The 23094-nt window shown below is 71.3% G+C and carries 23 protein-coding genes; 12 read left to right on the top strand and 11 right to left on the bottom strand.

Translation table 11 applies throughout. From position 1 onward, the window contains the following. Positions 1-62: 62 nt before the first annotated feature. Positions 63-1538, bottom strand: a complete 1476-nt coding sequence (locus IF46_RS0114705; protein ID WP_030488898.1) for an NYN domain-containing protein — start codon at positions 1536-1538, stop codon at positions 63-65. Between the two features lie 127 nt (positions 1539-1665). Here IF46_RS0114705 and IF46_RS0114700 point away from each other — a divergent pair, with 127 nt between their 5' ends. The 5 genes from IF46_RS0114700 (at position 1666) to IF46_RS0114680 (ending at position 7168) form a co-directional block, all read left to right on the top strand. After that, positions 1666-3420: a DEDD exonuclease domain-containing protein gene (locus tag IF46_RS0114700; protein WP_030488897.1), complete on the top strand. Its 1755-nt coding sequence runs from the start codon at positions 1666-1668 to the stop codon at positions 3418-3420. Positions 3421-3548: 128 nt separating this feature from the next. Continuing rightward, the gene (locus IF46_RS0114695) at positions 3549-5339 is read left to right on the top strand and encodes a RelA/SpoT family protein (RefSeq protein WP_030488896.1); all 1791 of its coding nucleotides are present in this window, start codon (positions 3549-3551) and stop codon (positions 5337-5339) included. A 53-nt stretch (positions 5340-5392) separates the two neighbouring features. Beyond that, positions 5393-5935: an NUDIX hydrolase gene (locus tag IF46_RS0114690; protein ID WP_030488895.1), complete on the top strand. Its 543-nt coding sequence runs from the start codon at positions 5393-5395 to the stop codon at positions 5933-5935. Beyond that, entirely contained in the window at positions 5932-6801 is an 870-nt protein-coding gene (locus tag IF46_RS0114685; RefSeq protein ID WP_030488894.1) for a nucleotidyltransferase family protein, read from the top strand. Before IF46_RS0114690 ends, IF46_RS0114685 begins: the two co-directional genes overlap by 4 nt. 79 nt (positions 6802-6880) lie before the next feature. Further along, positions 6881-7168, top strand: coding sequence for an Lrp/AsnC family transcriptional regulator (locus IF46_RS0114680; RefSeq protein WP_030488893.1), 288 nt, complete (start codon positions 6881-6883; stop codon positions 7166-7168). Between the two features lie 67 nt (positions 7169-7235). On the opposite strand, the gene IF46_RS0114675 is transcribed toward IF46_RS0114680, so the two are convergent. The 5 genes from IF46_RS0114675 to IF46_RS0114655 form a co-directional block, all read right to left on the bottom strand. Further along, on the bottom strand, positions 7236-7928 hold the full coding sequence (locus IF46_RS0114675; protein ID WP_030488892.1) for a DUF4142 domain-containing protein: 693 nt from the start codon (positions 7926-7928) through the stop codon (positions 7236-7238). 192 nt (positions 7929-8120) lie between these two features. Beyond that, the gene (locus IF46_RS0114670) at positions 8121-9752 is read right to left on the bottom strand and encodes a cytochrome b (protein WP_030488891.1); all 1632 of its coding nucleotides are present in this window, start codon (positions 9750-9752) and stop codon (positions 8121-8123) included. After that, positions 9749-10837 carry a ubiquinol-cytochrome c reductase iron-sulfur subunit gene (locus IF46_RS0114665; protein WP_036392190.1) on the bottom strand — a complete coding sequence of 363 codons (1089 nt, stop codon included), beginning with the start codon at positions 10835-10837 and terminating at the stop codon, positions 9749-9751. The genes IF46_RS0114670 and IF46_RS0114665 overlap by 4 nt, the downstream gene beginning before the upstream one ends. A gap of 64 nt (positions 10838-10901) precedes the next feature. Then, positions 10902-11738, bottom strand: coding sequence for a cytochrome c (locus tag IF46_RS0114660; RefSeq protein WP_030488889.1), 837 nt, complete (start codon positions 11736-11738; stop codon positions 10902-10904). Positions 11739-11808: 70 nt separating this feature from the next. Further along, positions 11809-12408, bottom strand: a complete 600-nt coding sequence (locus IF46_RS0114655; protein ID WP_030489095.1) for a cytochrome c oxidase subunit 3 — start codon at positions 12406-12408, stop codon at positions 11809-11811. A 108-nt stretch (positions 12409-12516) separates the two neighbouring features. Between IF46_RS0114655 and IF46_RS0114650 the strand changes: the two genes are divergently transcribed. The 4 genes from IF46_RS0114650 to IF46_RS0114635 all read left to right on the top strand — a co-directional run bounded on the left by IF46_RS0114650 (position 12517) and on the right by IF46_RS0114635 (position 15561). After that, positions 12517-13437, top strand: coding sequence for a cytochrome c oxidase assembly protein (locus IF46_RS0114650; RefSeq protein WP_420063567.1), 921 nt, complete (start codon positions 12517-12519; stop codon positions 13435-13437). 103 nt (positions 13438-13540) lie between these two features. Next, positions 13541-13936 (top strand): hypothetical protein, encoded by a 396-nt coding sequence (locus IF46_RS0114645; protein ID WP_030488887.1) that lies wholly within the window; start codon positions 13541-13543, stop codon positions 13934-13936. Positions 13937-14027: 91 nt separating this feature from the next. Next, positions 14028-15071, top strand: coding sequence for an anthranilate phosphoribosyltransferase (gene trpD / locus IF46_RS0114640; protein ID WP_030488886.1), 1044 nt, complete (start codon positions 14028-14030; stop codon positions 15069-15071). A gap of 292 nt (positions 15072-15363) precedes the next feature. After that, positions 15364-15561, top strand: coding sequence for a hypothetical protein (locus IF46_RS0114635; protein WP_030488885.1), 198 nt, complete (start codon positions 15364-15366; stop codon positions 15559-15561). Positions 15562-15758: 197 nt separating this feature from the next. On the opposite strand, the gene IF46_RS0114630 is transcribed toward IF46_RS0114635, so the two are convergent. Both IF46_RS0114630 and coxB read right to left on the bottom strand, forming a co-directional pair. Continuing rightward, the gene (locus IF46_RS0114630) at positions 15759-16184 is read right to left on the bottom strand and encodes a cytochrome c oxidase subunit 4 (RefSeq protein ID WP_030488884.1); all 426 of its coding nucleotides are present in this window, start codon (positions 16182-16184) and stop codon (positions 15759-15761) included. Between the two features lie 9 nt (positions 16185-16193). Further along, positions 16194-17165 carry a cytochrome c oxidase subunit II gene (coxB, locus tag IF46_RS0114625; protein ID WP_030488883.1) on the bottom strand — a complete coding sequence of 324 codons (972 nt, stop codon included), beginning with the start codon at positions 17163-17165 and terminating at the stop codon, positions 16194-16196. A 171-nt stretch (positions 17166-17336) separates the two neighbouring features. Here coxB and IF46_RS0114620 point away from each other — a divergent pair, with 171 nt between their 5' ends. Both IF46_RS0114620 and IF46_RS0114615 read left to right on the top strand, forming a co-directional pair. Beyond that, positions 17337-18488 (top strand): cysteine desulfurase family protein, encoded by a 1152-nt coding sequence (locus IF46_RS0114620; protein ID WP_030488882.1) that lies wholly within the window; start codon positions 17337-17339, stop codon positions 18486-18488. Continuing rightward, positions 18485-18718 carry a sulfurtransferase TusA family protein gene (locus IF46_RS0114615; RefSeq protein WP_030488881.1) on the top strand — a complete coding sequence of 78 codons (234 nt, stop codon included), beginning with the start codon at positions 18485-18487 and terminating at the stop codon, positions 18716-18718. The genes IF46_RS0114620 and IF46_RS0114615 overlap by 4 nt, the downstream gene beginning before the upstream one ends. Positions 18719-18833: 115 nt before the next feature. On the opposite strand, the gene IF46_RS0114610 is transcribed toward IF46_RS0114615, so the two are convergent. The 3 genes from IF46_RS0114610 to IF46_RS0114600 all read right to left on the bottom strand — a co-directional run bounded on the left by IF46_RS0114610 (position 18834) and on the right by IF46_RS0114600 (position 21702). Continuing rightward, complete coding sequence (locus tag IF46_RS0114610; protein ID WP_030488880.1) at positions 18834-19811, bottom strand: carbohydrate kinase family protein; 978 nt, start codon at positions 19809-19811, stop codon at positions 18834-18836. Positions 19812-20012: 201 nt separating this feature from the next. Continuing rightward, positions 20013-20381 carry an iron-sulfur cluster insertion protein ErpA gene (gene erpA, locus IF46_RS0114605; protein ID WP_030337969.1) on the bottom strand — a complete coding sequence of 123 codons (369 nt, stop codon included), beginning with the start codon at positions 20379-20381 and terminating at the stop codon, positions 20013-20015. Positions 20382-20562: 181 nt separating this feature from the next. Continuing rightward, the gene (locus IF46_RS0114600) at positions 20563-21702 is read right to left on the bottom strand and encodes a glycerate kinase (RefSeq protein ID WP_030488879.1); all 1140 of its coding nucleotides are present in this window, start codon (positions 21700-21702) and stop codon (positions 20563-20565) included. A 68-nt stretch (positions 21703-21770) separates the two neighbouring features. Between IF46_RS0114600 and nadA the strand changes: the two genes are divergently transcribed. After that, positions 21771-22970, top strand: coding sequence for a quinolinate synthase NadA (gene nadA / locus IF46_RS0114595; protein ID WP_030488878.1), 1200 nt, complete (start codon positions 21771-21773; stop codon positions 22968-22970). Positions 22971-23094: the final 124 nt, after the last annotated feature.

The raw sequence follows: 23094 nt of genomic DNA, 5'->3' as shown, positions 1-23094 counted from the left end.
GGTCGGACACCCCGACATCACGGAAATCGTGTCGGCCATTGCCGACGTGCCCGACGACGGCGTCAGGAGCGGGCGAGGCGCCGCAGCAGCGAGTCGGCGCCCAGCGGGTACGCGCCGTGCCGTCGTACCCCGTCGGCGACCTCGCGGTCGGACGACACCACGACCACCGGCCGCCCCGACGGCTCGGCGCGGACCAGGCGCCGGATCAGCTCGTCGGCGGTCTCGCCCTTGCGGGAGAAGAGCACCCGTACGCCGCGCGGCGCGGGCGGTAGCCCATGCATCCGCTCGGCGCCGTCGAAGACCACGGTGACCTCGTCGCCGGTCTGCGCGGCGATCCCGCCCAGCCCGGTGATCAGGCGTTTGCGCTGCTGCTCCAGGGACATCTCGCCGAAGCCGCGCTTGGTGACGTTGTAGCCGTCCACCACGAGGTGCGCCCGGGGCAGGGCGAGCAACTGGTCGAGCCGGGCCGGGTCGTCGGTGTCGCGGGCACGGGCGGCGGGGCCGGCCGGGGCGGTGCCCGGCTGCTCGGCGAACGCGTCGGCGACGAAGTCGGCGGGCAGTTTGTCGACCGGGTCGAGCGCCAGCTCCCGGCGCAGCCCGACGGCGGCCTGGCCGATGGTCTCCAGCAGCAGCCAGAGCCGAGCGTCGTCGACGGAGCGCGCCTCCTTGGCGCTGGCCCGGGCCACCCCGGCCGCCGACTCGGCCTCGGCGAGCCGGGCCCGAGCCCGGCGGAGTTCGGCGTCCACGTCGGCGCTGGCGCGCGCGGCCCGGCCGCGCTCGGTGGCCAGCAGCTCGGTGGCCTTGCGCTCGCGGGCCTGGGTCTCGCGCAGGGTGCGGGTCACCTGCCGGGACTCCTCGCGGAGCTGACCCAACTCCTCGCGGACGCGGGCCAGCTCATCGCGGAGCTTCTCCGCCTCGACCCGGGCCACCGCCCGGTCGTGCTCGGCGCGGGTGGCCCGCTGCTCGGCCTCGCGGACCAGCTCGGCGACGACGGCGCTGTCCGCCTCGGCGCGCACGGCCGCGCCGCTGGCGTCGATCAGCTCGCGCCAGCCACGGGGTCGGGCCAGGTAGGCCAGCGCGGCCACCTCGACCGGGTCGGCGGCGGCCGGAGCGGTGCCCTCGACGACGGCCGCACCGAGGTCACCGGCGTCGGCCAAGACCCGCGCGGTGACCCGCTGCCGGAACAGCGGGTCGGCGGTGAGCTGGGCGGCGATGACCGGCGCGCCGAGCCGGGCACGCCGGTTGGGGGCGAACTTGGCCACTCGGCGCAATGGCACCGGCACCTCGTCGGCGGGCAGGGTGGGCAGCACCGCGGCGGTCAGCGCCACGATCCGCTGCCGGACCGGCTCGGGCAGCGTCGGCTCTGGCTCGGGCAGCGTCGGCTCCGGCTCGGCCGCGGGGGCGTCGGCCGGTGCGGTCGGCTCGGATGGGCCGGATGTCTCGCTGACTACGTTGTCGTCCGGGTTGCTCAGGACCCCGTCGAGCGCGACCTGATCCTCCTGCGGGAGGTGGTCGTCGGATGGCTCGGTGAGGGGCATGTGGCAAGTCTCCCACCGCGACCGGGCCCACCGCCCGGTGAGTGAGCCGATCTCTCATCCTAGCCCCATGGTGACTGTTGGGACGGCTGTGACGGGAGTGTCGGACCGGCGCGCTAGCGTGCCGCCGATGGCACAGGCGGAGTACGTCCAGGAGTCACTTGCCGGTCTCGACCCGGCGGTGGGTGGGGTGGACCCGGCGCTGCCGCTCTACGCGACCACCTTCGTGGTGGTCGACCTGGAGACCACCGGCGGCGCACCGGACGGCGGCGGCATCACCGAGATCGGCGCGGTCAAGGTGCGCGGCGGCGAGCAGTTGGGGGAGTTGGCGACCCTGGTCAACCCGGGGCAGCCGATCCCGCCGTTCATCACCGTGCTGACCGGCATCACCCAGGCCATGCTGGTGCCGGCGCCACCGATCGAGCAGGTGCTGCCGAGTTTTCTGGAGTTCATCGACGACGCGGTGCTGGTGGCCCACAACGCCCCGTACGACGTGGGCTTTCTCAAGGCCGCCTGCGTGAAGCACGGCTACCGCTGGCCCAACCCCCGCGTGCTGGATACGGCGGCGCTCGCCCGCCGGGTGCTGACCCGCGACGAGGTGCCCAACCGCAAGCTCGGCACCCTGGCCGCCTACTTCCGCACCACCGTCCAGCCCACCCACCGGGCATTGGACGATGCAAAGGCCACCGTCGACGTGTTGCACGGGCTGATCGGTCGGCTCGGTGGGCACCGGGTGGACACGGTCGGCGACGCCATCGAGTTCGCCCGGGCGGTCACCCCGGCCCAGCGCCGCAAACGGCACCTGGCCGAAGGGCTGCCCAAGGTCCCCGGGGTCTACATCTTCCGGGCCGCCGACGACCGGCCGCTCTACGTGGGCACCTCGGTCGACATCGCCACCCGGGTGCGCAGCTACTTCACCGCCGGGGAGAAGCGCGCCCGGATCTCCGAGATGCTGGGCGTGGCCGAGCGGGTCGAGGCGGTGGAGTGCGCCCACTCGTTGGAGGCGGAGGTCCGCGAGCTGCGGCTGATCGCCGCACACGCCCCGCCGTACAACCGGCGGTCCAAATACCCGGAGCGGATGCTCTGGCTCAAGCTGACCGACGGTCCGTACCCTCGGCTGTCGATCGTGCGCGACCTCTCCCCCACCGACACCGCGTACCTCGGGCCGTTCACCTCCCGCCGGGCCGCCGAGCTGGCCGCCGCCGGTTTCCACGACGCGGTGCCGCTGCGCCAGTGCACGCACCGGCTCTCGCTGCGCACCATCACGCCGGCCTGCGCGCTGGCCGAGCTGGGTCGCTGCCCGGCACCCTGCGAGCACAAGATCACCCCCGAGGAGTACGACGACAGCGCCGCTGCCCCCTTCCGCGCCGCGACGGCCAGTGACCCCCAGCCGGTGGTGGACGCGTTGCTCGCCCGGATCGACGTGCTCTCCGGCGACCAGCGCTACGAGGAGGCCGCCGTGGTGCGTTCCCGGCTGGCCGCCGTGCTGCGGGCCACCGTGCGGATGCAGCGGCTGGCCGCGCTGACCGGGATCGCCGAGCTGGCCGCGGCCCGGCCGGCGGCCCGGGGCGGCTGGGAGTTGGCGCTGGTCCGGCACGGCCGGCTGGCCGGGGCGGGGGTGTCCCCGCCGGGCGTGCACCCGCGGCCCACGTTGACCACCATCCGGGCCACCGCCGAGACGGTGTCGGGCGGGCACGGGCCGGTGCCGGCGGCCACCGCCGAGGAGTCCGAGCGGATCCTGTCCTGGTTGGAGCGACCGGAGACCCGACTGATGGAGATGTCCGCCGGTTGGTCGTCGCCGGCGGGTGGCGCGGGCCGCTTCCGTGACCTGCTGGCGAAGGCCGAGAGCGGAGCGTCCCACCAACTCTCGACCGAACGCTCATGACCAACTGACCGATCGGACTACGTCGACTCGCTTAGGCTGTTAGAGAAGTGCAGTCCTGCCCGATTCGTGGGCCTGCTCCCCTCCGCCGGGCTCCGGCGAGGTGGAGCCGGGGTGAGGAGGTGTCCCTCGTGGACGTCGACGCCGGACACGGCGCCGCCCTGGGGGGCGCCCTGCCGACACAGCCGGGTGAGCTGCCGCTCGCCCGCCGGCTGCGGTCGCTGCTCAGCTGGCCGACCACCGACTCCGACCCGGTCACCCAGCTGGTCCGCACCCACCGGGGCATCCACGCCGGCACCGATCCGGCGGTGCTGCGGCGTGCGTACACGATCGCGGAGAACATGCACCGCGGGCAGTTCCGCAAGAGCGGGGAACCGTACATCACCCATCCCCTCGCGGTGGCGCAGATCTGCGCCGAGCTGGGGATGGACACCACCACCCTGGTCGCGGCGCTGCTGCACGACACCGTGGAGGACACCCGCTACACCCTCCAGGCGCTCTCCGAGGATTTCGGCGGCGAGGTGGCCCACCTGGTCGACGGGGTGACCAAGTTCGACAAGGCGTTCTACGGCAAGGCCGCCGAAGCGGAGACGATCCGCAAGATGATCGTCGCGGCCGCCAAGGACGTCCGGGTGTTGATCATCAAGCTGGCCGACCGGCTGCACAACATGCGTACCCTCGGGGTGCGCTCGGCGTCGTCGCGGGAACGGATCGCCCGCAAGACCCAGGAGGTGCTGGTCCCGCTCTGTGACCGGCTGGGCATCCAGACCCTCAAGCGTGAGCTGGACGACGTGGTGCTGCTGCACCTTGAGCCGGACGAGCACGCCCGGCTGGCCCGGCACGTGCACGACCGGCCGGGCTGGGACACATACCTCAACTCGGTGGTCACCCGGACGCGGGTGGCGCTGCGCCGCAGCCGGGTCGACGCCGAGGTGAGCCCTCGCCCCCGGCACCTCTACTCGATCTGGAAGGACACCATCGCCGGCGGCCACACCGCCCCGTACGACCTGCCCCGCATCGTGGTGGTGGTCGACGGCCCGGCGACCGACTGTTACGCCGCGCTCGGCGCGATCCACGGCACCTGGCGACCGGTGCCTGGCCGTTTCAAGGACTTCATCGCCTCTCCGAAGAACAACCTCTACCGCTCGCTGCACACGAGCGTCTGCGGCCCGCAGGACCGCACGGTGGAGGTGCTGATCCGCACCGAGGAGATGCACCGTGCGGCCGAGTACGGCATCGCCGCCGACTTCCGGTTCCCCCGCTCGGGCAGCAGCACCTCGGCCCGTTCCGAGAAACTGGACTGGCTGCGCCGGGTGCTCGACTGGGAGCCGGACGCCGCCGACCCGGCACAGTTCTACGAGTCGCTTCGCTGCGACCTCGCCGACGGCCAGATCCAGGTCTTCGCCGACGGGCGACAGGTCGTGCTGCCGGCCGGCGCCACCCCGGTCGACCTGGCGTACGAGCTGGGCAACGACCGGGGCGACCACTGCCTCGCCGCACGGATCAACGGTCGACTTGCCCCGCTGAGTTCGGAGCTGGACGAGGGCGACGTGGTGGAGATCTTCACCGAGAACGACGGCGACAACGGCTTCGAGGCCGGGGTGGCACCGCGCGGCCCTCGCCGGGAGTGGCTGAGCTTCGTCAAGTCGCCGCACGCGCAGATGCAGATCAACAGGTGGTTCGCCGAGCACACCGAGCCGGGCATCACGATCAGCGACAAGGTTCGGCTCGGTCGGGCCACCATCGGGCTCGCCCTGCGCCAGCACAACCGGGGCCTCGCCAGTGATCTGCCGCTGCTGCGCCTCTCCGAGGAGTTGGGCTACCCCGACCTGGAGACCATGCTGGTCGCGGTCTTCGACCGGGTGATCGAACCGGACACCGTGGTCCGCCAGCTCATCGACCTGGTCGACCATCGACAGTGACCGGCCCGGCCCCAGCGCGTCCGAAGGACATTCGTGACCACTAGCCTGGAGTCATGATCCCCCGCTCCCGCGCCACCGGTCGGGCCCTCTTCTACCAGGCCTTCTACCGGCTGCCGCTGCCGGTGCGCCGACGCCTGGTCCGGCTGGCCGTGCCCAAGTACATCGTCGGCGCGGTCACCCTGGTCCGCGACGCCGAGGCGACGGGCCCGGGGCGGTTGCTGATGCTGCGCCAGCCGCCCGGCAAGGGTTGGTCACTCCCCGCCGGCCTGCTCAACCGGGGTGAGGCCCCGGTGGTGGGCGCGGCCCGCGAACTGTTCGAGGAGTCCGGCGTCCGGCTCCCGCCGTCGCGGCTGCGCCCGGCGGTGCCGAACGCGATCGTGCACGCCAAGGGCTGGGTGGACATGGTCTTCGAGACCGAGGTGCCGGCGTCGCGCACCGAGCTGACCGTCGACGGCGGGGAGGTCTTCGAGGCCGCCTGGCACCCCCTGGACGACCTACCCAAGCTGACCTGGCCGACGGCCCGGCTGCTCGCCTACTACGACATCGGGCCACTGGCCGGGCAGTTCCCGCCACCGGTGCCCGACGACATGCCATGACCGGGGCGGCCGGTGTGCCGGCCCAGCTCTGCGCGGTGGTGCTCGCCGCCGGCGAGGGCACGCGGCTGCGCCCACTCACCGAACGGGTTCCCAAGGCGCTCTGCCCGGTGGGCAACGTGCCGCTGCTGGACCGGGCGTTGGCCCGGCTGGCCGGGCTCGGCCTGACCAGTCCGGACCGGGTCGCGGTGAACGCCTGCTACCTCGGCGACCAGGTGGTCGCGCACGTCGGCGACCGCGCGCACCTCTCGGTGGAGCCGGGCGACCCGCTGGGCACCGCGGGCGGGGTGGCCAACCTGCGGGACTGGATCGACGGGCGGCCGGTGCTGGTCGGCAACGCCGACGCGTACCTCGCCGACCCGGCTGCTCCTCCGGGCCCGGACGTGGCCGCCCTACTCGACGGCTGGGACGGGCACACCGTACGCCTGCTCGGCCAGCCCGCCGCGGACCCGGCGGCGCCGGGCACCTTCGCCGGGCACTGCTTCACCGGCTTCTCGCTGCTGCCCTGGCGGCTGGTCCGCGACCTGCCGGTCGTCTTCTCGGACCTGGTCCGTGCGGTGTGGCGTCCGGCCGAGGCGGCGGGCGCCCTGGAGGTCGTGCCCTATCCGGGCACCTTCTTCGACACCGGCACCCCGGCCGACTACCTGGCAGCCAACCTGCACGCCGCAGCCGGCGGCGTTCTCGTCGAGGAGTCCGCGACGGTCTCCGGGCGCTGCGTGGAGTCGGTCGTCGGCGCAGGCGCGCGGGTGGACGGTGACGTGTCCCGCACGGTGGTGTGGCCGGACGCGGTCGTGCGGGCCGGCGAGCGGCTGCACAACGTGATCCGGGCCGGGAGTGACCTGACTGTGCCCTGCGCCGCCCAGGGCTGAGCCCTGACGGCTCCCGCCCTCGGGCTCGGGCCGGAACATCTAGCATGGGCGACGACGCCGACGAACGGAGAAACGCCCCGTGATCACCGCGATTGTGCTGATCGACTGCGCCACCGACGCGATCCCCGAGGTGGCGGAGACCTTGGCCAACCTTCCCGGTGTCAGCGAGGTCTACTCGGTGGCCGGGCACGTCGACCTCATCGCCATCGTCCGGGTCCGCGAGTTCGACCAGATCGCCCAGGTCATCGCGGGCAGCATCTCCAAGGTGCCGGGCGTGCTCAACACCGAGTCGCACATCGCGTTCCGGGCGTACTCCCAGCACGACCTGGAGGAGGCGTTCGCAATCGGCCTGGCCAGCTCCGACTGACCCGCCCACCGCACGCACGGCGGCCGGTCCACCCACCCGGGTGGACCGGCCGTCTGCTGTCGCTACATCAGCTCTCGCTGGGAGCCGGTACCTCGGTGCTACCGCCGCCCGGAGCAGCCGGGGACTCGGTGGTGCCACCCGGAGCCGGCGACTCGGTGCCGGTGCCGCCCGGAGCCGGCGACTCAGTGCCGGTGCCGCCCGGGCTGGGCGTACCGCTGGCGCTGGTCTGCGGAACCGGAATGCCGAGCTTGTTGGCCAGCGCCACCAGCTCGTCGTAGTGCGTTTGCAGCGTCGGAAGCGCCGTCTGCGCCAACTGGACCACCGACGGCTCGGAGCCCTGCGAGATCTCCGTCTGGGTGGCCTGGATGGCCTGGACGTGACCGGCCAGCTCACTGGTCACCCAGAGCCGGTCGAACTCCGCGCCGCTGGCGTTGTTCAGCTTGTCGATGACCGCCTGCTGATCGGCGCTGGGCTCGTTCGGCAGCTCCACACCGAGCTGGGACGCGGTCTGCTGCACCGTCTGGTCCAGCTGGGTGTGGTCGGTCTTCAGCATTGCGCCCAGGTCCTTGACCCCCTGGTTCTGACCCTTCTGCTGGGCCAGGTCACCGGCGGTGATCTCGAACAGGTTGACCTGGTGTACCGCCTGCAGGTACTGGGTGTCCTGCGTTGACGGCTGTGCCGCGGCCTGCGCGGCCGCAGCCGGCGCGACACCGACAAGTACCAGCGCGGCCAACAGGCCGAGGCGTTTGATACCCAACATGCTTCCCCCCCTTGAGACGTTGGACCGCACGGATACCCGGCTCACCGGGGTTATTCCTGCGATCGCCCGTCGCGCGGGGTCGACCGGTCGCGCCGTGGCCGTCCGACTCCTGGTCGGATGGGCGGGGGGTGCGGATACGACGTGGCGCCCGCCGGAATCCGGCGGGCGCCACGTAACGGTGCGATCGGGCGGTCAGCGGCGGCTCTCGCCGCTGCCGATCTCCTCGCGCTCGGGCCGAGCCTCGACCGGCGGGTGCCCCGGCGAGACCGGCGCCTCGACCGGCTTCTCGATCGGGTAGAAGAAGCCCCGGATGGCCGGGCCGAGGGCCCCCAGCCGGTTCATCTTCTTCGGCACGACCCAGCCGACGTAGTCGAGTTGGCCGTGACCGTCCGCGTGCCCGTTCGACGCGCTGAGCGGCTGGTGCACCTCGACGAACCGGCCGTCCGGCAGGCGCCGGATGATGCCGGTCTCCACGCCGTGCGCGAGCACCTCCCGGTCGTGCTGCTGCAGACCCAGGCAGAGCCGGTAGGTGACGTAGTACGCGAGCGGCGGGACCACCAGCAGACCGATCCGGCCAGCCCAGGTCATCGCGTTCAGGCTGATCTGGAACTTGTCCGCGATCACGTCGTTGGAGCCGGAGAGCGTCAGCACGATGTAGAACGCGACGGCCATGGCGCCGACCGCAGTCCGGGCCGGAGCATCCCGGGGACGCTCGAGCAGGTTGTGGCTCTTGTAGTCCTTGCGTTGCCTGGCCTCGATGAACGGATACATCGTCGACAGGCCCACCAGGATGCCGGGCAGCACTACCGTCGGCCAGAACAGCGGCGGGATGACGTACCCGTCACCGATCGGGATGTTGATCTCCCAGGCCGGCATGAGTCGGGTCGACCCGTCGAGGAACATGACGTACCAGTCGGGCTGGCTGGCGGCCGAGACCACCCACGCCTCGTACGGGCCGAACAGCCAGATCGGGTTGATCTGGAACAGACCGCCCATCAGCGCGATGACGCCGAAGACGACCATGAAGAAGCCGCCCTGCTTCAACGCGTACCGCGGGAACATCCGCTCGCCGACCACGTTGTTGTTGGTCCGGCCGGGGCCGGGCCACTGGGTGTGCTTCTGCTTGAAGACCAGGCCCAGGTGGACGCTGATCAGCGCGAGCAGCAGACCCGGGATCAGCAGCACGTGGGCGATGAAGAACCGGCTGATGATGATCGTGCCGGGGAACTCGCCACCGAAGATCGACGAGGTGACCCAGGAGCCGATCACCGGGATGGACAGCATGATCGCCGAGGCGATCCGCAGACCGGTGCCGGAAAGCCCGTCGTCTGGCAGCGAGTAGCCGCTGAAGCCGGCCAGGAAGCCGACCCAGAACAGCAGCGAACCGATGATCCAGTTGGTCTCGCGCGGCTTGCGGAACGCGCCGGTGAAGAAGACCCGCAGCATGTGCACGACGATCGCGGCCATGAACAGCAGCGCCGCCCAGTGGTGCATCTGCCGCATCACCAGACCGCCCCGGACATCGAACGAGATGTCCAGGCTGGAGGCGTACGCGGCGGACATCGGCGTGCCCTGCAACGGCGCGTAGCTGCCGTTGTAGACCACCTCGGTCATCGCCGGCTCGAAGAAGAACGTGAGGAACACGCCGGTCAGCAGCAGCACGACGAACGAGAACAGCGCGATCTCGCCGAGCAGGAAGGACCAGTGGTCCGGGAAGACCTTGTTCAGCAGCTTGCGCAGCGGCGTGGCCACCTGGAAGCGGTCGTCCACTCCCACCGCGGCCTTGCCCGGCGTCGCCGCAAGGTCAAACTTTCGACGCTTCATGGCCGCTCCCAGAAATCAGGCCCGACGGTCTCGGTGTAGTCGGACTTCGCCACGAAGAAGCCCTCGGAGTCCACCTCGATCGGCAGCTGCGGCAGCCGCCGGCTGGCGGGGCCGAAGACGGGCCGGGCGTTGTCGGTGATCAGGAACTGGGACTGGTGGCACGGGCAGAGCAGCCGGTTGGTCTGCTGCTCGAAAAGGCTGGCCGGGCAGCCGGCGTGCGTGCAGATCTTGGAGAAGGCCGCGTAGTTGCCCCACATGTAGTCGCCGTGGCCGACCCGCTCGTTGGCCCGGCGCGACTCCTGCGCGTCGGAATCCCGAAGGTGGATCAGCAGCGTCGGCGAGTCGGCGTGCTTGTTGCTCACGCCGTGGTCGATGCCGGGGAAGACGGTGATCTGCCCACCGGTGCTGATGTCCGCCGGGCGGATCGGCCGGCCGTCCTCGCGGACCAGGCGGATCCGCTGGCCGCCCTCAGGCGTGGCGAACCCGGTCGTGAACATCTGGTTGTTCTTGTGCGGCTGCGAGATCAGGCCGCCGACCAGCGGCGCTGCGGCGACCGCGGCGACCGGCGCGAGACCGGCCAGCAGCGAGATGCCGAGCAGCGGGCGACGCTTCACACCCAGCTCGTCGGCCATGTAGAGCATGGTCTGGCCGGTGATGGTGCGGCCTTCGGAGTCCACCGTGCCCTCGTGCCGGTCCTGGATCGAGACCTCCTTGGGCAGCAACTTCTTGCCCCAGGTCAGGATGCCGAAGCCGACGGCGAGCAGCGCCACGCCGAGGGTGAAGCCGAGCAGCGGGGTGTAGAACTTGTCGCCGCCGCGGCCCGCCTCGTACTGCCACGGCCACCAGATGTAGATGGCCAGGAAGGCCGTCGCGGCCAGACCGGTGATCAGGAAGAAGCCGGCAACCACCCGGGTCAGCCGACGCTCCGCCTTGGTGCCCGGCAGCACCTGCGGCTCGTAGTGGACGATCTCGATGTCGTCCCGGCGTGCGCCCTCGCGAACGATGTCGAACCGGGTCAGCCTGGGGTCGTTCACGTCGAGCGGCTCCGGGCCCTGCAGGGCCTGGTGCTCGGGGTGGGTGCTCATGCCGTCACCTCGCTACGGGTGGCGCCGAGCGGCACCACAGCACTGAATCGGATGGTCCGCTCGGTCACGACTTGCCCGCAATCCACAGGCTGGCGAAGACGAGCGCCACGATGCCAATCAAGAAGATCGCCAGGCCCTCGGTGGACGGGCCGTACCGCCCGAGGTTGAACCCACCCGGGTCCTGGTCGTGCTTCAGCGTCTCCTGGATGTAGGCGATGATGTCGGCCTTCTGTTCCGGCCGGAGCTGGTTGTCGCCGAACACCGGCATGTTCTGCGGGCCGCTCAGCATCGCCGCGTAGATCTGGCGGTCGGTGGCGGGGTGCAGGCTCGGGGCGAACTTGCCCGAGGAGAGCGCACCACCGCCGCCACCGAACGCGTGGCACTGCGAGCAGTTGATCCGGAACAGCTCACCGCCGGCAGCGATGTTGCCGTCCTCGTGGAGGTCGTCGCCCTGGGGCACGACCGGGCCACCGCCCAGCTCCTGGATGTACTGGGCCAGCTGCCGGGTCTGCTCGTCGGTGAAGACCGGGGGCTTGCGGTGCGCCTGGGCCTCCTGGCGGGCCAGCGGCATCCGCCCGGAGCTGACCTGGAACTCGACCGATGCCGCGCCGACGCCGATCAGGCTCGGCCCGCGGCCCTCGACACCCTGGGCGTTGCGGCCGTGGCAGGTCACGCAGCTCACGTCGAACAGCGCCTTGCCCTCGGCGGCGGCGCCGGTCAGCTGCGGGTTGTCCTGCGCCTGGGCACCCGGGGCGAAGACGGTGTATGCGCCGCCGGCCAGCATCAGCGCGGCGATCAGCCGGACCGCGGCGCCCAGCCGGCGGCGGCCCCTGCTGCGCGCGGCGGGCCGCTCGCGCAACCGCGCGAGCAGACCGCGTCGGCGGTCGTTGTCAGAAGTCATGAGCGGTGTCCTTAACCGGTTGGACCTGTCTCAGGGGACGGAGCAGCAGCGCGGAATGTGACGCGCAAGATCACTGGAGCCAGTAGATCATGGCGTACAGCCCGATCCACACGACGTCGACGAAGTGCCAGTAGTACGACACGACGATCGCCGACGTCGCCTGCGCCGGAGTGAACCGGCCCATGGTCGTACGGACCATGAAGATGATGAAGGCGATCAGACCGCCGGTCACGTGCAGACCGTGGAAGCCGGTGGTCAGGTAGAACACCGACCCGTACCCGTCTTCGTTGATCTTGATGCCGTCGGCGACCAGGTGCCGGTACTCGTTCAGCTGGCCGAGGACGAAGATCAGGCCCATCACGAACGTGACGGTGAACCAGCGCCGCAGCGCGTGCGCGTCGCCCCTCTCCGCCGCGAAGACGCCGAGCTGGCACGTCACCGAGGACAGCACCAGGATCACCGTGAAGGTGGTCGCGTAGGGGATGTTCAGCGCCTCGGTGTGCTTCTCCCACTGCTCCGGCGCAGCCGCGCGGATCGAGAAGTACATCGCGAACAGCGCCGCGAAGAACATGAGTTCGCTGGAGAGCCACACGATCGTCCCGACGCTGACCATGTTCGGTCGGGTCAGAGAGTGGATCCGGCTCTTGTCAATGGCTGGGGCCGCAGTCACGCCGTCATTATTGCCCCTGACCGGGGCCGGCGATCAGCGGGGGGCCAAACCTGCGCCTTCCGTGGCCCGACCGTCAGGGTCCGGTTCGCCTGGCCTAGCCTGAAAAGCGTGCTGCACGTCGATCCGATCTTCGCCGCCACCTCGGCCCCGCCACCGTTCACCGTCGGCGCGGTGCTGAGCGAGACCCGGCTGGACAGTTGGCTGGCCCTGGGCCTGGTGCTCGCCGCCGGCCTGTACCTCTACGGGGTATACCGCCTGCGTCTGCGGGGCGACCGCTGGCCGATCGCCCGTACCGTGTTCTTCATCGGCCCCGGGCTGGGCGGCATCGCGCTGGTCACGGTCAGCGGGCTGCACGCGTACGACACCGCGCTGCTCTCCGTGCACATGATTCAGCACATGGTGCTGTCCATGGTGGCGCCGATCTTCCTGGCGCTGGGGGCGCCGATGACCCTGGCCCTGCGGACCCTGCCGGTCGGGCCGCGCAAGCGCCTGCTCGCGATCGTGCACAGCCGCGTCGCCCGGGTCTACAGCTTCCCGCTGGTGGCGTTCGCCATCTTCGTGGTCAACCCGTTCGTGCTGTACTTCAGTGACCTGTACCGCTACACCCTCGAACACGCCTGGGCGCACGAGCTGGTGCACGCGCACTTCATCATGACCGGCTGCGTGTTCTTCTGGCCGCTGCTCGGCCTCGATCCGCTGCCCGGCCGTTGGCCGTACCCGGCGCGCGCGCTGCTGATGCTGCTCTCCGTGCCGTTCCACACCGTGCTCGGCCTCACCATCATGCAGAGCAGCACGCTCTTCGGCGGCGACTGGTACCCGTCGCTCAACCTCGGCTGGGTCGACCCCTGGCAGGACCAGGTGGTCGCCGGCGGCATCCTCTGGGCCGGTGGCGAGTTCGTCAGTGTGACCATGCTCGCGGTGCTGGTGGTGCAGTGGGTCAAGCAGTCCGAGCGGGAGGCCCGCCGGGTGGACCGCGAGCTGGACCGCCAGGAGGCCCGCGAACGCGCCGCCGACGCCGCACCCGCCTGAGCTGCCCGGACGGTACGCCCCGACGCGCGCCTCCGGGCGGGATGTCGGCTACGTCACGCCGACCGGTACGATCTGCGAGCAGCTACGAGGTGGGAGTTCCGGCATGACCGATCGTCTTTGCACCGTGTTGCTCTACAGCGACGACCAGCAGGTCCGTGATCGGATGCGGATGGCTGTCGGCACCCGCCCAGCTCCCGGCTTGCAGATCGAGTTCGTCGAGGCGTCGACCTACGCGGAGACCATCCGGCTTGTCGACGACTACGAGATCGACCTCCTGCTGCTCGACGGTGAGGCGAGCCCGGGCGGCGGCATCGGCATCGCCCGGCAGATCAAGGACGACCGGGACGACTCCCCGCCGACCTGCCTGGTGATCGCCCGCGCCGCCGACCGATGGCTCGCCGCGTACGCCGAGGTCGACGCGACGCTGGTGCACCCGCTCGACCCGGTGACCACCGGCGGCACGGTGGCCGAGCTGCTGCGGACGCACGCACCCGCCTGACGTCCCACGCTCCTCCGGCACCGTCTCGGCGCCGGATCTTCTCGGCGCCGGTTCCAGCCCACCCGCACTTCGTACGCTCGGGAGGCCCGCCATGGGCGATCGGACCTGGCCGCACCTGCTCAACGCGCTGCTGCGCGGCGAGGAGCTCTCCACCGCCGATACCGCGTGGGCGATGGACGAGATCATGACCGGCTCGGCGAGCGCGGCGCAGATCGCCGCCTTCGCCGTGGCGCTGCGGGCCAAGGGTGAGACCCCGGCCGAGCTGGCCGGTCTGGTGGAGGCGATGCTGGGTCGCTCGGTCCCGGTCGAGCTCCCCGAGGAGCTGCGCCGCACCGCGCTCGACGTGGTCGGCACCGGCGGTGACCTCGCTCATACGGTCAACATCTCCACGATGACGGCGCTGGTGGTCGCCGGCGCGGGCGTCCGCGTCGTCAAGCACGGCAACCGGGCCGCCTCCTCCCTGTGCGGCACCGCCGACCTGCTGGAGTTCCTCGGCATTCCGCTGGATCTCGGCCCGGAGCAGGTCGCCCGCTGTGTCGAGGAGGCCGGCATCGGGTTCTGCTTCGCGGCCCGGTTCCACCCCGGAATGCGCCACGCCGGCCCGGTCCGCCGAGAGGTGGGGGTGCCCACCTTCTTCAACTTCCTCGGCCCGCTGACCAACCCGGCCCGGCCCCGCGCCGGCGCGGTCGGCTGCTTCGACAGGCGGATGGCCCCGGTGATGGCCAGCGTGTTCGCGGCCCGCGGCGACTCGGCGATCGTGATGCGCGGCGAGGACGGGCTGGACGAGTTCACCACCGCCGCGCCGACCCGGGTCTGGGTGGCCCAGGGCGGCACCGTACGTGAGGCTGTGCTGGACGCGACGGACCTGGGGGTACCCCGGGCCACCCTCGCGGACCTGCGCGGCGGTGACGCCGCGTACAACGCCGACGTGGCCCGTCGGCTGCTGGCCGGCGAGACGGGCCCGGTCCGGGACGCGGTGCTGGTCAACGCGGCGGCGGCGCTGGCCACCCAGGGCCCGCTCGACGGCGACCTGACCGAGGCGCTGCGCGCCGGCCTGGCCCGCGCGGCCGAATCGATCGACTCCGGCGCGGCTGCCGCGACCCTGGACCGCTGGATCCAGACCGCCACCGCCTGACCTCTGCCACCCGACCCCGGTACCGCCTGGCCTCGCTACCAGCGTCCCCGGTTGATCGACTCGGGTTCCTTGAATCTGCCGTGTCCGACTAGCCCGGATACCCCGACTTCAATGAAGTCGAGTGGATCATGCCTCGCGCACCGGCGCGAGCCCGCCGCGAGGCCCTCCCGGCGACAGTGCGCGGGGATTTGTCGGACCCGTCTGGGAAACTACAGCTGAGTAGTTCTCCGCTTCCGTCCGTGCGTCGCTGTCGCATCCGGGGGCGGTTCGCCTGGTCCGAGAGGAGACGCCCGTGTCGCACCGCGAGCTCTACTGCGACGTCTGCGAGGGCACGGCGCTGTTCGACGCACCGCCCTGCGTCGACGGTCATGGCGCCGACTGTCCCGAGCTGATCTGCACCGACTGCGGCTCCGCCATGCTGGTCAGCGCGTTCGCCGTCCCGGTCACCCGGCTGACCGCCCGCGGTCAGGCCGCCCGCCGCGCGGCCTGACCGCGCGGCCAACCCGCGATGCGCACCGCGCCGCCTAAACCGCAGCACGCACCGCGCGGCCCGACCGCGACGCCTACCCGCTGACGCGCCGTCCGCCCGCCCGCCGATCCGGCGTCGAGCATGACCGAAGGCCCGCTCCCCTACTCGGGGAACGGGCCTTCGTCGTGCTGGGTCGGTCGCGATGGCGACCGGGTGGGTCAGTGCTCGGCGGTACGCCGGGTGCCGCTGTAGTACTCGAACAGCAGCCCGCAGGCGGCGAAGATAACGGCCAGCAGGCCACCGCCGATCAGCCAGTACTGCCAGAACACCAGGCCGAGCGCGGCGATCGCGGCGGCCAGCGCCAGACCGAACGGCCAGTAGCTGCCCGGGCTGAAGAAGCCGACCTCGCCAGCGCCGTCGGCGATCTCGGCGTCCGGGCGGTCTTCCGGACGCAGGTCGATGCGGCGGGAGACGAACCAGAAGAAGCCACCGCACATCGAGCAGAGCAGGAACGACAGCAGCAGGGCGACGGTGCCGACCCACTCGACGCCGCCCGACTCACCGTTGGTCCAGGCGCCGTAGAGGATGGTGGCACCGAAGAGGAACCCGGCGATGATCAGGAAGATACGCCACTCGGTCTTCATGCCGCTGCCTCAGCTTCCGGTGCGGGCCGGAACTTTGTCCGGGTTGAAGTTGTCCTGCGTACGCCGGGTGTCGAACGGCTGCGTGGTCTGCGCGTACGGCTGCTCACCGATCGCGGTCAGCGCGTCCTGGGTGGACTTGCCGCTCTGCTTGGCCGCCAGGAACTGGTCGTACTTCTCCGGCGAGACCACCCGCAGCTCGAAGTTCATGAACGCGTGGTAGCTGCCGCACAGCTCGGCGCAGCGCCCGACGTAGGCACCCTCGGCGTCCAGGCTGGAGACCTCGAACACGTTGCGGATCTTGCCCGGCATGACGTCCCGCTTGAACAGCAGCTCCGGCACCCAGAACGAGTGGATGACGTCGCGGCTGGTCTCCTCGAACCGGATGGACCGGTTGGTCGGCAGCACCAGCACCGGGATGACCTCGCTGCTGCCGAGCGTCGACGCGGTGGTGCGGGCTTCCGTGCCCTGGCCGTCGCGGTAGTTGAACTGCCAGTTCCACTTGAACGCGACGACCTCGACCGTGACGTCCGGGTTCTTCGACAGCTTGTCGACGTCGGTCTGCACGATCGCCGTGTAGTAGAAGAGCACGGAGACGATCAGGATCGGCGCGATGGTGTAGAGGAACTCCATCGGCATGTTGTAGCGGGTCTGCACCGGCAGCGCGTTGCCACGCTTGCGGTAGCGCACGACGCACCAGAAGATCAGGCCCCACACGAAGACGCCGACCGCGAGCGCGGCGATGCAGGAGGCGATCCACAGGTCGTACATCCGCTTGGACTCCGGCGAGATGCCGCCCTGCGGCCAGCCGAAGCCGTGGAACGTCTGACCCACGTCACAGCCCGTGAGCAGGACCAGCAGCGCCACGCCACCGAGACCGAGCCCGGCCAACCGACCAGCACCACGCCCCCGGCGTTCACCAACCCCCGGGGAAGCGCTGTGCCGTACGGCCGACGGCCGTACCTCCGAACTCCTTGCGACCACCTGGTCCTGCCTCCCTAGCGCGCCGCCGTGCGTCTTTCGTCAGCACCGGCGGCAAAGGCGTCACCGACGGTCGCAGATTACTCGACCATGACGGACTCGACCGTGGTGGGGTCGCTGTCCACCCCCCATCGGGGGCTTCCTAGCCATACCGCCGCGATACCGTCTTTACCTGTGAGCGCATCCCCGGTCTACCTGGACGCGGCTACCGCCGCGCCAATGCATCCGGTCGCGCGGCAGGCGCTGCTGGCCGCGCTCGACGACGGCTGGGCCGATCCGGGCAAGCTCTACACGCAGGCCCGCCGGGCTCGGCAACTGCTCGACGCCGCCCGCGAGGCCACCGCGCTGACGCTCGGTGTCCGCGCTGACGAGGTGTCCTTCACCCCCAGCGGTACGACCGCAGCCCACGGCGCGGTGCTCGGAGGGCTGGCGGGGCGACGCCGGGTCGGGTCGACGCTTGTGCACTCGGCGATCGAGCACTCGGCGGTGCTGCATGCGGCAGAGCGACACGTCGCGGGGGGCGGCACCGCCACGGCGGTGCCGGTCGACCGGTCGGGCCGGCTGGACCTGACCGCCTGGTCGACCGCCGTTCGGGCTCCGGGGGTCGCGCTGGCGGCGTTGATCACCGCCAGCCACGAGGTGGGTACCGTGCAGCCGGTCGCCGAGGCGGCCAGCGCGTGCGCCGACGTGGGGGTGCCGCTGTACGTGGACGCCGCGCAGTCGGTGGGCCGGGTGCCGCTGCCGGCCGGCTGGTCGGTGCTCACGGCGAGCGCCCACAAGTGGGGCGGGCCTCCCGGCGTGGGGGTGCTGGCGGTCCGCAAGGGCACTCGCTGGGAGTCACCCTGGCCGGCGGACGAGCGGGAGAGCGGACGTACCCCCGGGGTGGTGAACCTGCCGGCGGTCGTGGCGGCGGCGGCGAGCCTGCGGGCGGCGGCGGCCGACGCGGCCGCTGAGGCCAGCCGGCTGGAGCCGCTGGTGGACCGGATCCGGGCACGGGTCGCGGCGGAGGTGCCTGACGTGGAGGTGGTCGGCGACCCGGTGCTCCGGCTCCCCCACCTGGTCACCTTCTCCTGCCTGTACGTCGACGGGGAGGCGTTGCTGCACGCGCTGGATCGGCGGGGCTTCGCCGTGTCGTCGGGCTCGTCCTGCACCTCGTCCACGCTGCGTCCGTCGCACGTGCTGGAGGCGATGGGGGTGCTCTCGCACGGCAACGTGCGGGTCAGCCTGCACCGGGAGACGACCGAGGCGGACGTGGAGCGATTCCTGACCGAGTTGCCGGGCATCGTCGCCGGGCTGCGCGCCGAGGCCGGGGTGGTGGGGCTGTGACGATGCCGGACGAGGTGATCGACTGCCGGGGGCAGCGCTGTCCGCTGCCCGTGATCGCGGCGGCGCGACGGATGCCGGAAGTGCCGGTCGGCACGGTGGTCCGGGTGCTGGCCGACGACCCGGCCGCGGCGGTCGACATTCCCGCCTGGTGCCGGATGCGCGGCCACGAGTACCTGGGGTCCGTCAACGGCCCCGAAGGCCCGGCCTACGACGTCCGCCGCACCCACTAACCCGACCCCACCCCGCCCGTCCCCCGGCGATCTTGCAGTTTCTGCGGTGACAAAGGTGCGCAGAAGCCGCGAAACGGCGACAGAAAGTGCAAGATCGCCGAGGGCGGGGCGGGGGTTACGGGAGGAGGTGGGGGCGGATCTCGTCGGCTGCGGTGTCGCCGTAGGACTCGGCCAGCCGCTTGATGAACAGGTCGCGGCGGACGTCGTACTCCTGGGTTCCGATGGTCTCCAGGACCAGCGTGGCGAGCAACGAGCCGACCTGGGCGGCCCGCTCCAGGCCGACGCCCCAGGAGAGCGCGGTGAAGAAGCCGGCCCGGAAGCCGTCACCCACCCCGGTCGGGTCGACCGCCTGGGTCTCCCGCGCGATCGGTACGTGGATCGGGTCGATGCCACGCCCGGCGATCTCCACACCGTGCTTGCCCAGCGTGGTGACCCGCACCTTGACCAGGTCCAGCAGTTGGTCGTCGCTGAGCTTCGCCTTGCTCTGCAGCAGCGACTTCTCGTAGTCGTTGGTCATCAGGTACTCGGCGCCTTCGATCAGCGCCACCACGTCCTCGCCGCCCATCCGGGCGAGCTGCTGGGACGGGTCGGCGGCGAAGGCGTACCCGCGGGTGCGGCACTCGGCCGAGTGGCGCAGCATCGCCTCGGGGTCGTTGGCGCCGACCAGCACCAGGTCGAGACCGCCGAGCCGGTCGGCGACCGGGGCCAGCTCGATGTTGCGAGCCTCGCTCATCGCACCGGCGTAGAACGACGCGATCTGGCACATGTCGGTGTCGGTGGTGCAGACGAACCGGGCGGTGTGCGCCACCTCGCTGATGTGCACGGAGTCGCAGTCCACACCGTGGCGCTCCAGCCAGGAGCGGTAGTCGGCGAAGTCCGCCCCCACCGCGCCGAGCAGCACCGGGCGCAGCCCGAGCTGACCCATGCCGAAGGAGATGTTGGCCGCCACGCCGCCGCGGCGGAGCACCAGGTCATCTACCAGGAAGGAGAGGGACACCTTGTGCAGCTGATCGGCGATGAGCTGGTCGGCGAAGCGACCGGGGAAGCTCATCAGGTGATCGGTGGCGATCGAGCCGGTGACGGCGATCTTCATGTCAACCCTCGGGGTCGGGAGCAGGGCGCGGTCAGCCTACCGGCACGGCAACCCAATGGTCACCGCTCGGTCGGACAACGGCAACCAGCCCGCCACGGCCACCTTTCGCCGACCACGTAGAGACCGTTGCCACTGTGACCGGCACGACGATGGGGCCGTCCCGGAGAACGGCCCCATCGTCGCTGGTCTGTGTGGTGTGACTCAGTTGAACGAGTCACCGCAGGCGCAGGAGCTGCCCGCGTTGGGGTTGTCGATGGTGAAGCCCTGGGCGTCGATCCGGTCGGCGAAGTCGATCGTCGCGCCGGAAAGGTACGGGGCGCTCATCCGGTCGACGACGACCTCGACACCACCGAAATCGGTCACAACATCACCGTCGAGCGAACGCTCGTCGAAGAAGAGCTGGTACCGCAGGCCGGAGCAGCCGCCCGGCTGCACGGCGACGCGGAGCCGCAGGTCGTCGCGGCCCTCCTGCTCGATCAGGGCCTTGACCTTCTGCGCCGCGACGTCGGTGAGGACGACGGAAGTAGGGGCCTGGGCCTCGGTCGACTCGGTCTGCGCTGGCGTGGTCACGTGGAAGTCTCCCTGCGCGGTTTGGGTCCGGACGCACTGGCTAACGTCGCGCGCCGTCCAGTGATTCCCGGTAGTGGTCCTCAGCCGATCGTACGCCGCCTCGGCCGGGCGCACCCGCGTGGCGTGACCCCCGCCGCAGGTCGACCCGGTCCTGACGGGGCCGACCGCGCGGACGAGACGCTCAGCGGCTCCACTGCCGGGCCAGCCGGGCGCCCAGGTCACGCAGCCCCGCAGCGGGCCGGCTCAGCGCGGCGTCGAGCCCGCCGCCCTCCTCGCCGCCGAAGTGCTCGACCAGGCTGTACGCGTCGGTCACCCCCGCCGAGGCAGCCTCCCGCCGGCCGGTGCTCACCTGCCCGGCCACCACCACGCAGGGGACTCCCCGGTCACGGGCAGCGCCGGCCACCCCGGCGACGACCTTGCCACGCAGCGACTGGTGGTCGAACGACCCCTCACCGGTGATCACCAGGTCGACGGTGTCCAGCGCGGCGTCGAGTCGGGTGGCCCGGGTCACCAGACCGATCCCCGACTCGCACTCCCCACCCAGGGCGAGCAGCGCCGCGCCGATGCCGCCGGCGGCCCCGCCTGCGGGCAGCGCGCCGAGCCCGGTCGGGCAGCCGGCCAGGTCCCGTTCCAGCACCGCCGCGAAGCGCTCCAGGGCGGCGTCGAGCAGCAGCACGTCAGCGCGGTCGGCGCCCTTCTGCGGGCCGAACACGTTGCTCGCGCCGTGCAGGCCGAGCAGGGGGTTGTCCACGTCGGTGGCCGCGACCAGCCGGGCACCGCGCAGCCGAGGCGCGCCGTCGAGGGCGTCGACCAGGGCCAACGCCGCCCCGCCGTACGGCAGCGCGGCACCAGTGCCGTCGAGTGGGGTCACGCCCAGCGCGGCGAGCATTCCGGCACCGGCGTCGTTGGTCCCGGAGCCGCCCAGCCCGATCACCACCGTGCGGGCACCGCTCTCCACCGCGGCGGCCACCAGCAAACCCAGCCCGTACGAGGTGGTGGTCTTCGGGTCGCGCTCGGCCTCGGAGAGCAGGTGCAGGCCGCACGCCTGGGCGCTCTCCAGGTAGGCGGTCGCGCCGTCGGCGGTGAGCAGGATCTCACCGGCCGCCGGTCGGCCCAGCGGATCGACCGTCGACACCGGCACCCGCCGGCCGCCGAGGGCCTCGGCGAGCACCTCCACGAAGCCCGGGCCACCGTCGGCGAGCGGCCGGATCAGCAGCTCGTCTGCGCTGGTGACGGTGCGCCAACCGGTGGCGACCGCGGCGGCCACCTCCGGTGCGGACAGGGTGCCGGCGAACTTGTCCGGGCAGAGCAGCACGCGCATGCCGAGCAGTGTGGCAGCCCACACCGAGCGGAGCTGCGTCGCGCTCGCGCTGTGGGACCATTGGCTACGTGACTTCGACCTGGGTGGAACCCTCCAACACGGCGACGGCTCTGCTGCTGCTCGGCCGGGGCAGCGACCCCGACACCGAGCGCGGCGTCGAGTGTCCGGGCGACCTGCCGGCGCCCAGCGATCCCGATCTGGTGGCCCGCGCCACTGCCGCGAAGGCGAAGCTGGGCAGCAAGGTCTTCGTGCTGGGGCACCACTACCAGCGCGACGAGGTGATCCAGTTCGCCGACGTGACCGGCGACTCGTTCAAGCTGGCCCGGGAGGCCGCGGCCCGCCCGGACGCGGAGTACATCGTCTTCTGCGGCGTGCACTTCATGGCCGAGAGCGCCGACATCCTCACCACCGACACCCAGCGGGTGATCCTGCCCGACCTCGCGGCGGGCTGCTCGATGGCGGACATGGCGGTCCTGGGCCAGGTCGAGGCCACCTGGGACACCCTGACCGAGTTGGGCATCGCCGGCGAGACCGTGCCGGTGACGTACATGAACTCCTCGGCCGACATCAAGGGCTTCGTCGGCCGCAACGGCGGCGTGGTCTGCACCTCGTCCAACGCCAAGCGCGCCCTGGACTGGGCCTTCGAGCAGGGCTCGAAGGTGCTCTTCCTGCCGGATCAGCACCTGGGCCGCAACACCGCGGTGCTGGAGATGGGCCTGTCGCTTGACGACTGCGTGCTCTACGACCCGCACAAGCCCGGTGGCGGGCTCACCCCGGAGCAGCTGCGGGACGCCAAGATGATCCTCTGGCGGGGGCACTGCTCGGTGCACGGCCGATTCACGCTGGACAGCGTCAACGACGTACGGGAGCGGGTGCCCGGGGTAAACGTCCTGGTCCACCCGGAGTGCCGACACGAGGTCGTCACGGCCTCCGACTACGTCGGCTCGACCGAATACATCATCAAGACGATCGAGGCGGCTCCGGCCGGTTCGGCGTGGGCGCTCGGCACCGAGCTGAACCTCGTCCGCCGGCTCGCGCTCGCACACCCGGACAAGCAGATCATGTTCCTGGACAAGGCCGTCTGCTACTGCTCGACGATGAACCGGATCGATCTGCCGCACCTGGTCTGGGCCCTGGAAGAGCTGGTCGCGGGCCGGGTCGTCAACCAGATCACGGTGGACGCCGACACCGCGCATCACGCCCGGGTCGCGCTGGACCAGATGCTCGCCCTGCCTGGCGCGGACACTCCGCCGCCGACAGTGTCCTGATCACGTTCTGTAGCGCTCTTGGTACGCAAAAGTGCCGGATCACCGATTAATGGCACACACGCCGATGTGACCGAGTCCTTTTTCGTCACCGAGGGCTATGCTGCCCAAGCGACGACACACGCGG

The sequence above is a fragment of the Micromonospora chokoriensis genome, assembly GCF_000718555.1.
In the GTDB taxonomy this organism is placed as follows: domain Bacteria; phylum Actinomycetota; class Actinomycetes; order Mycobacteriales; family Micromonosporaceae; genus Micromonospora; species Micromonospora chokoriensis_B.
The sequence above is the reverse complement of the archived record's forward strand: the minus strand, read 5'-3'. Positions and strand labels throughout refer to the sequence as shown.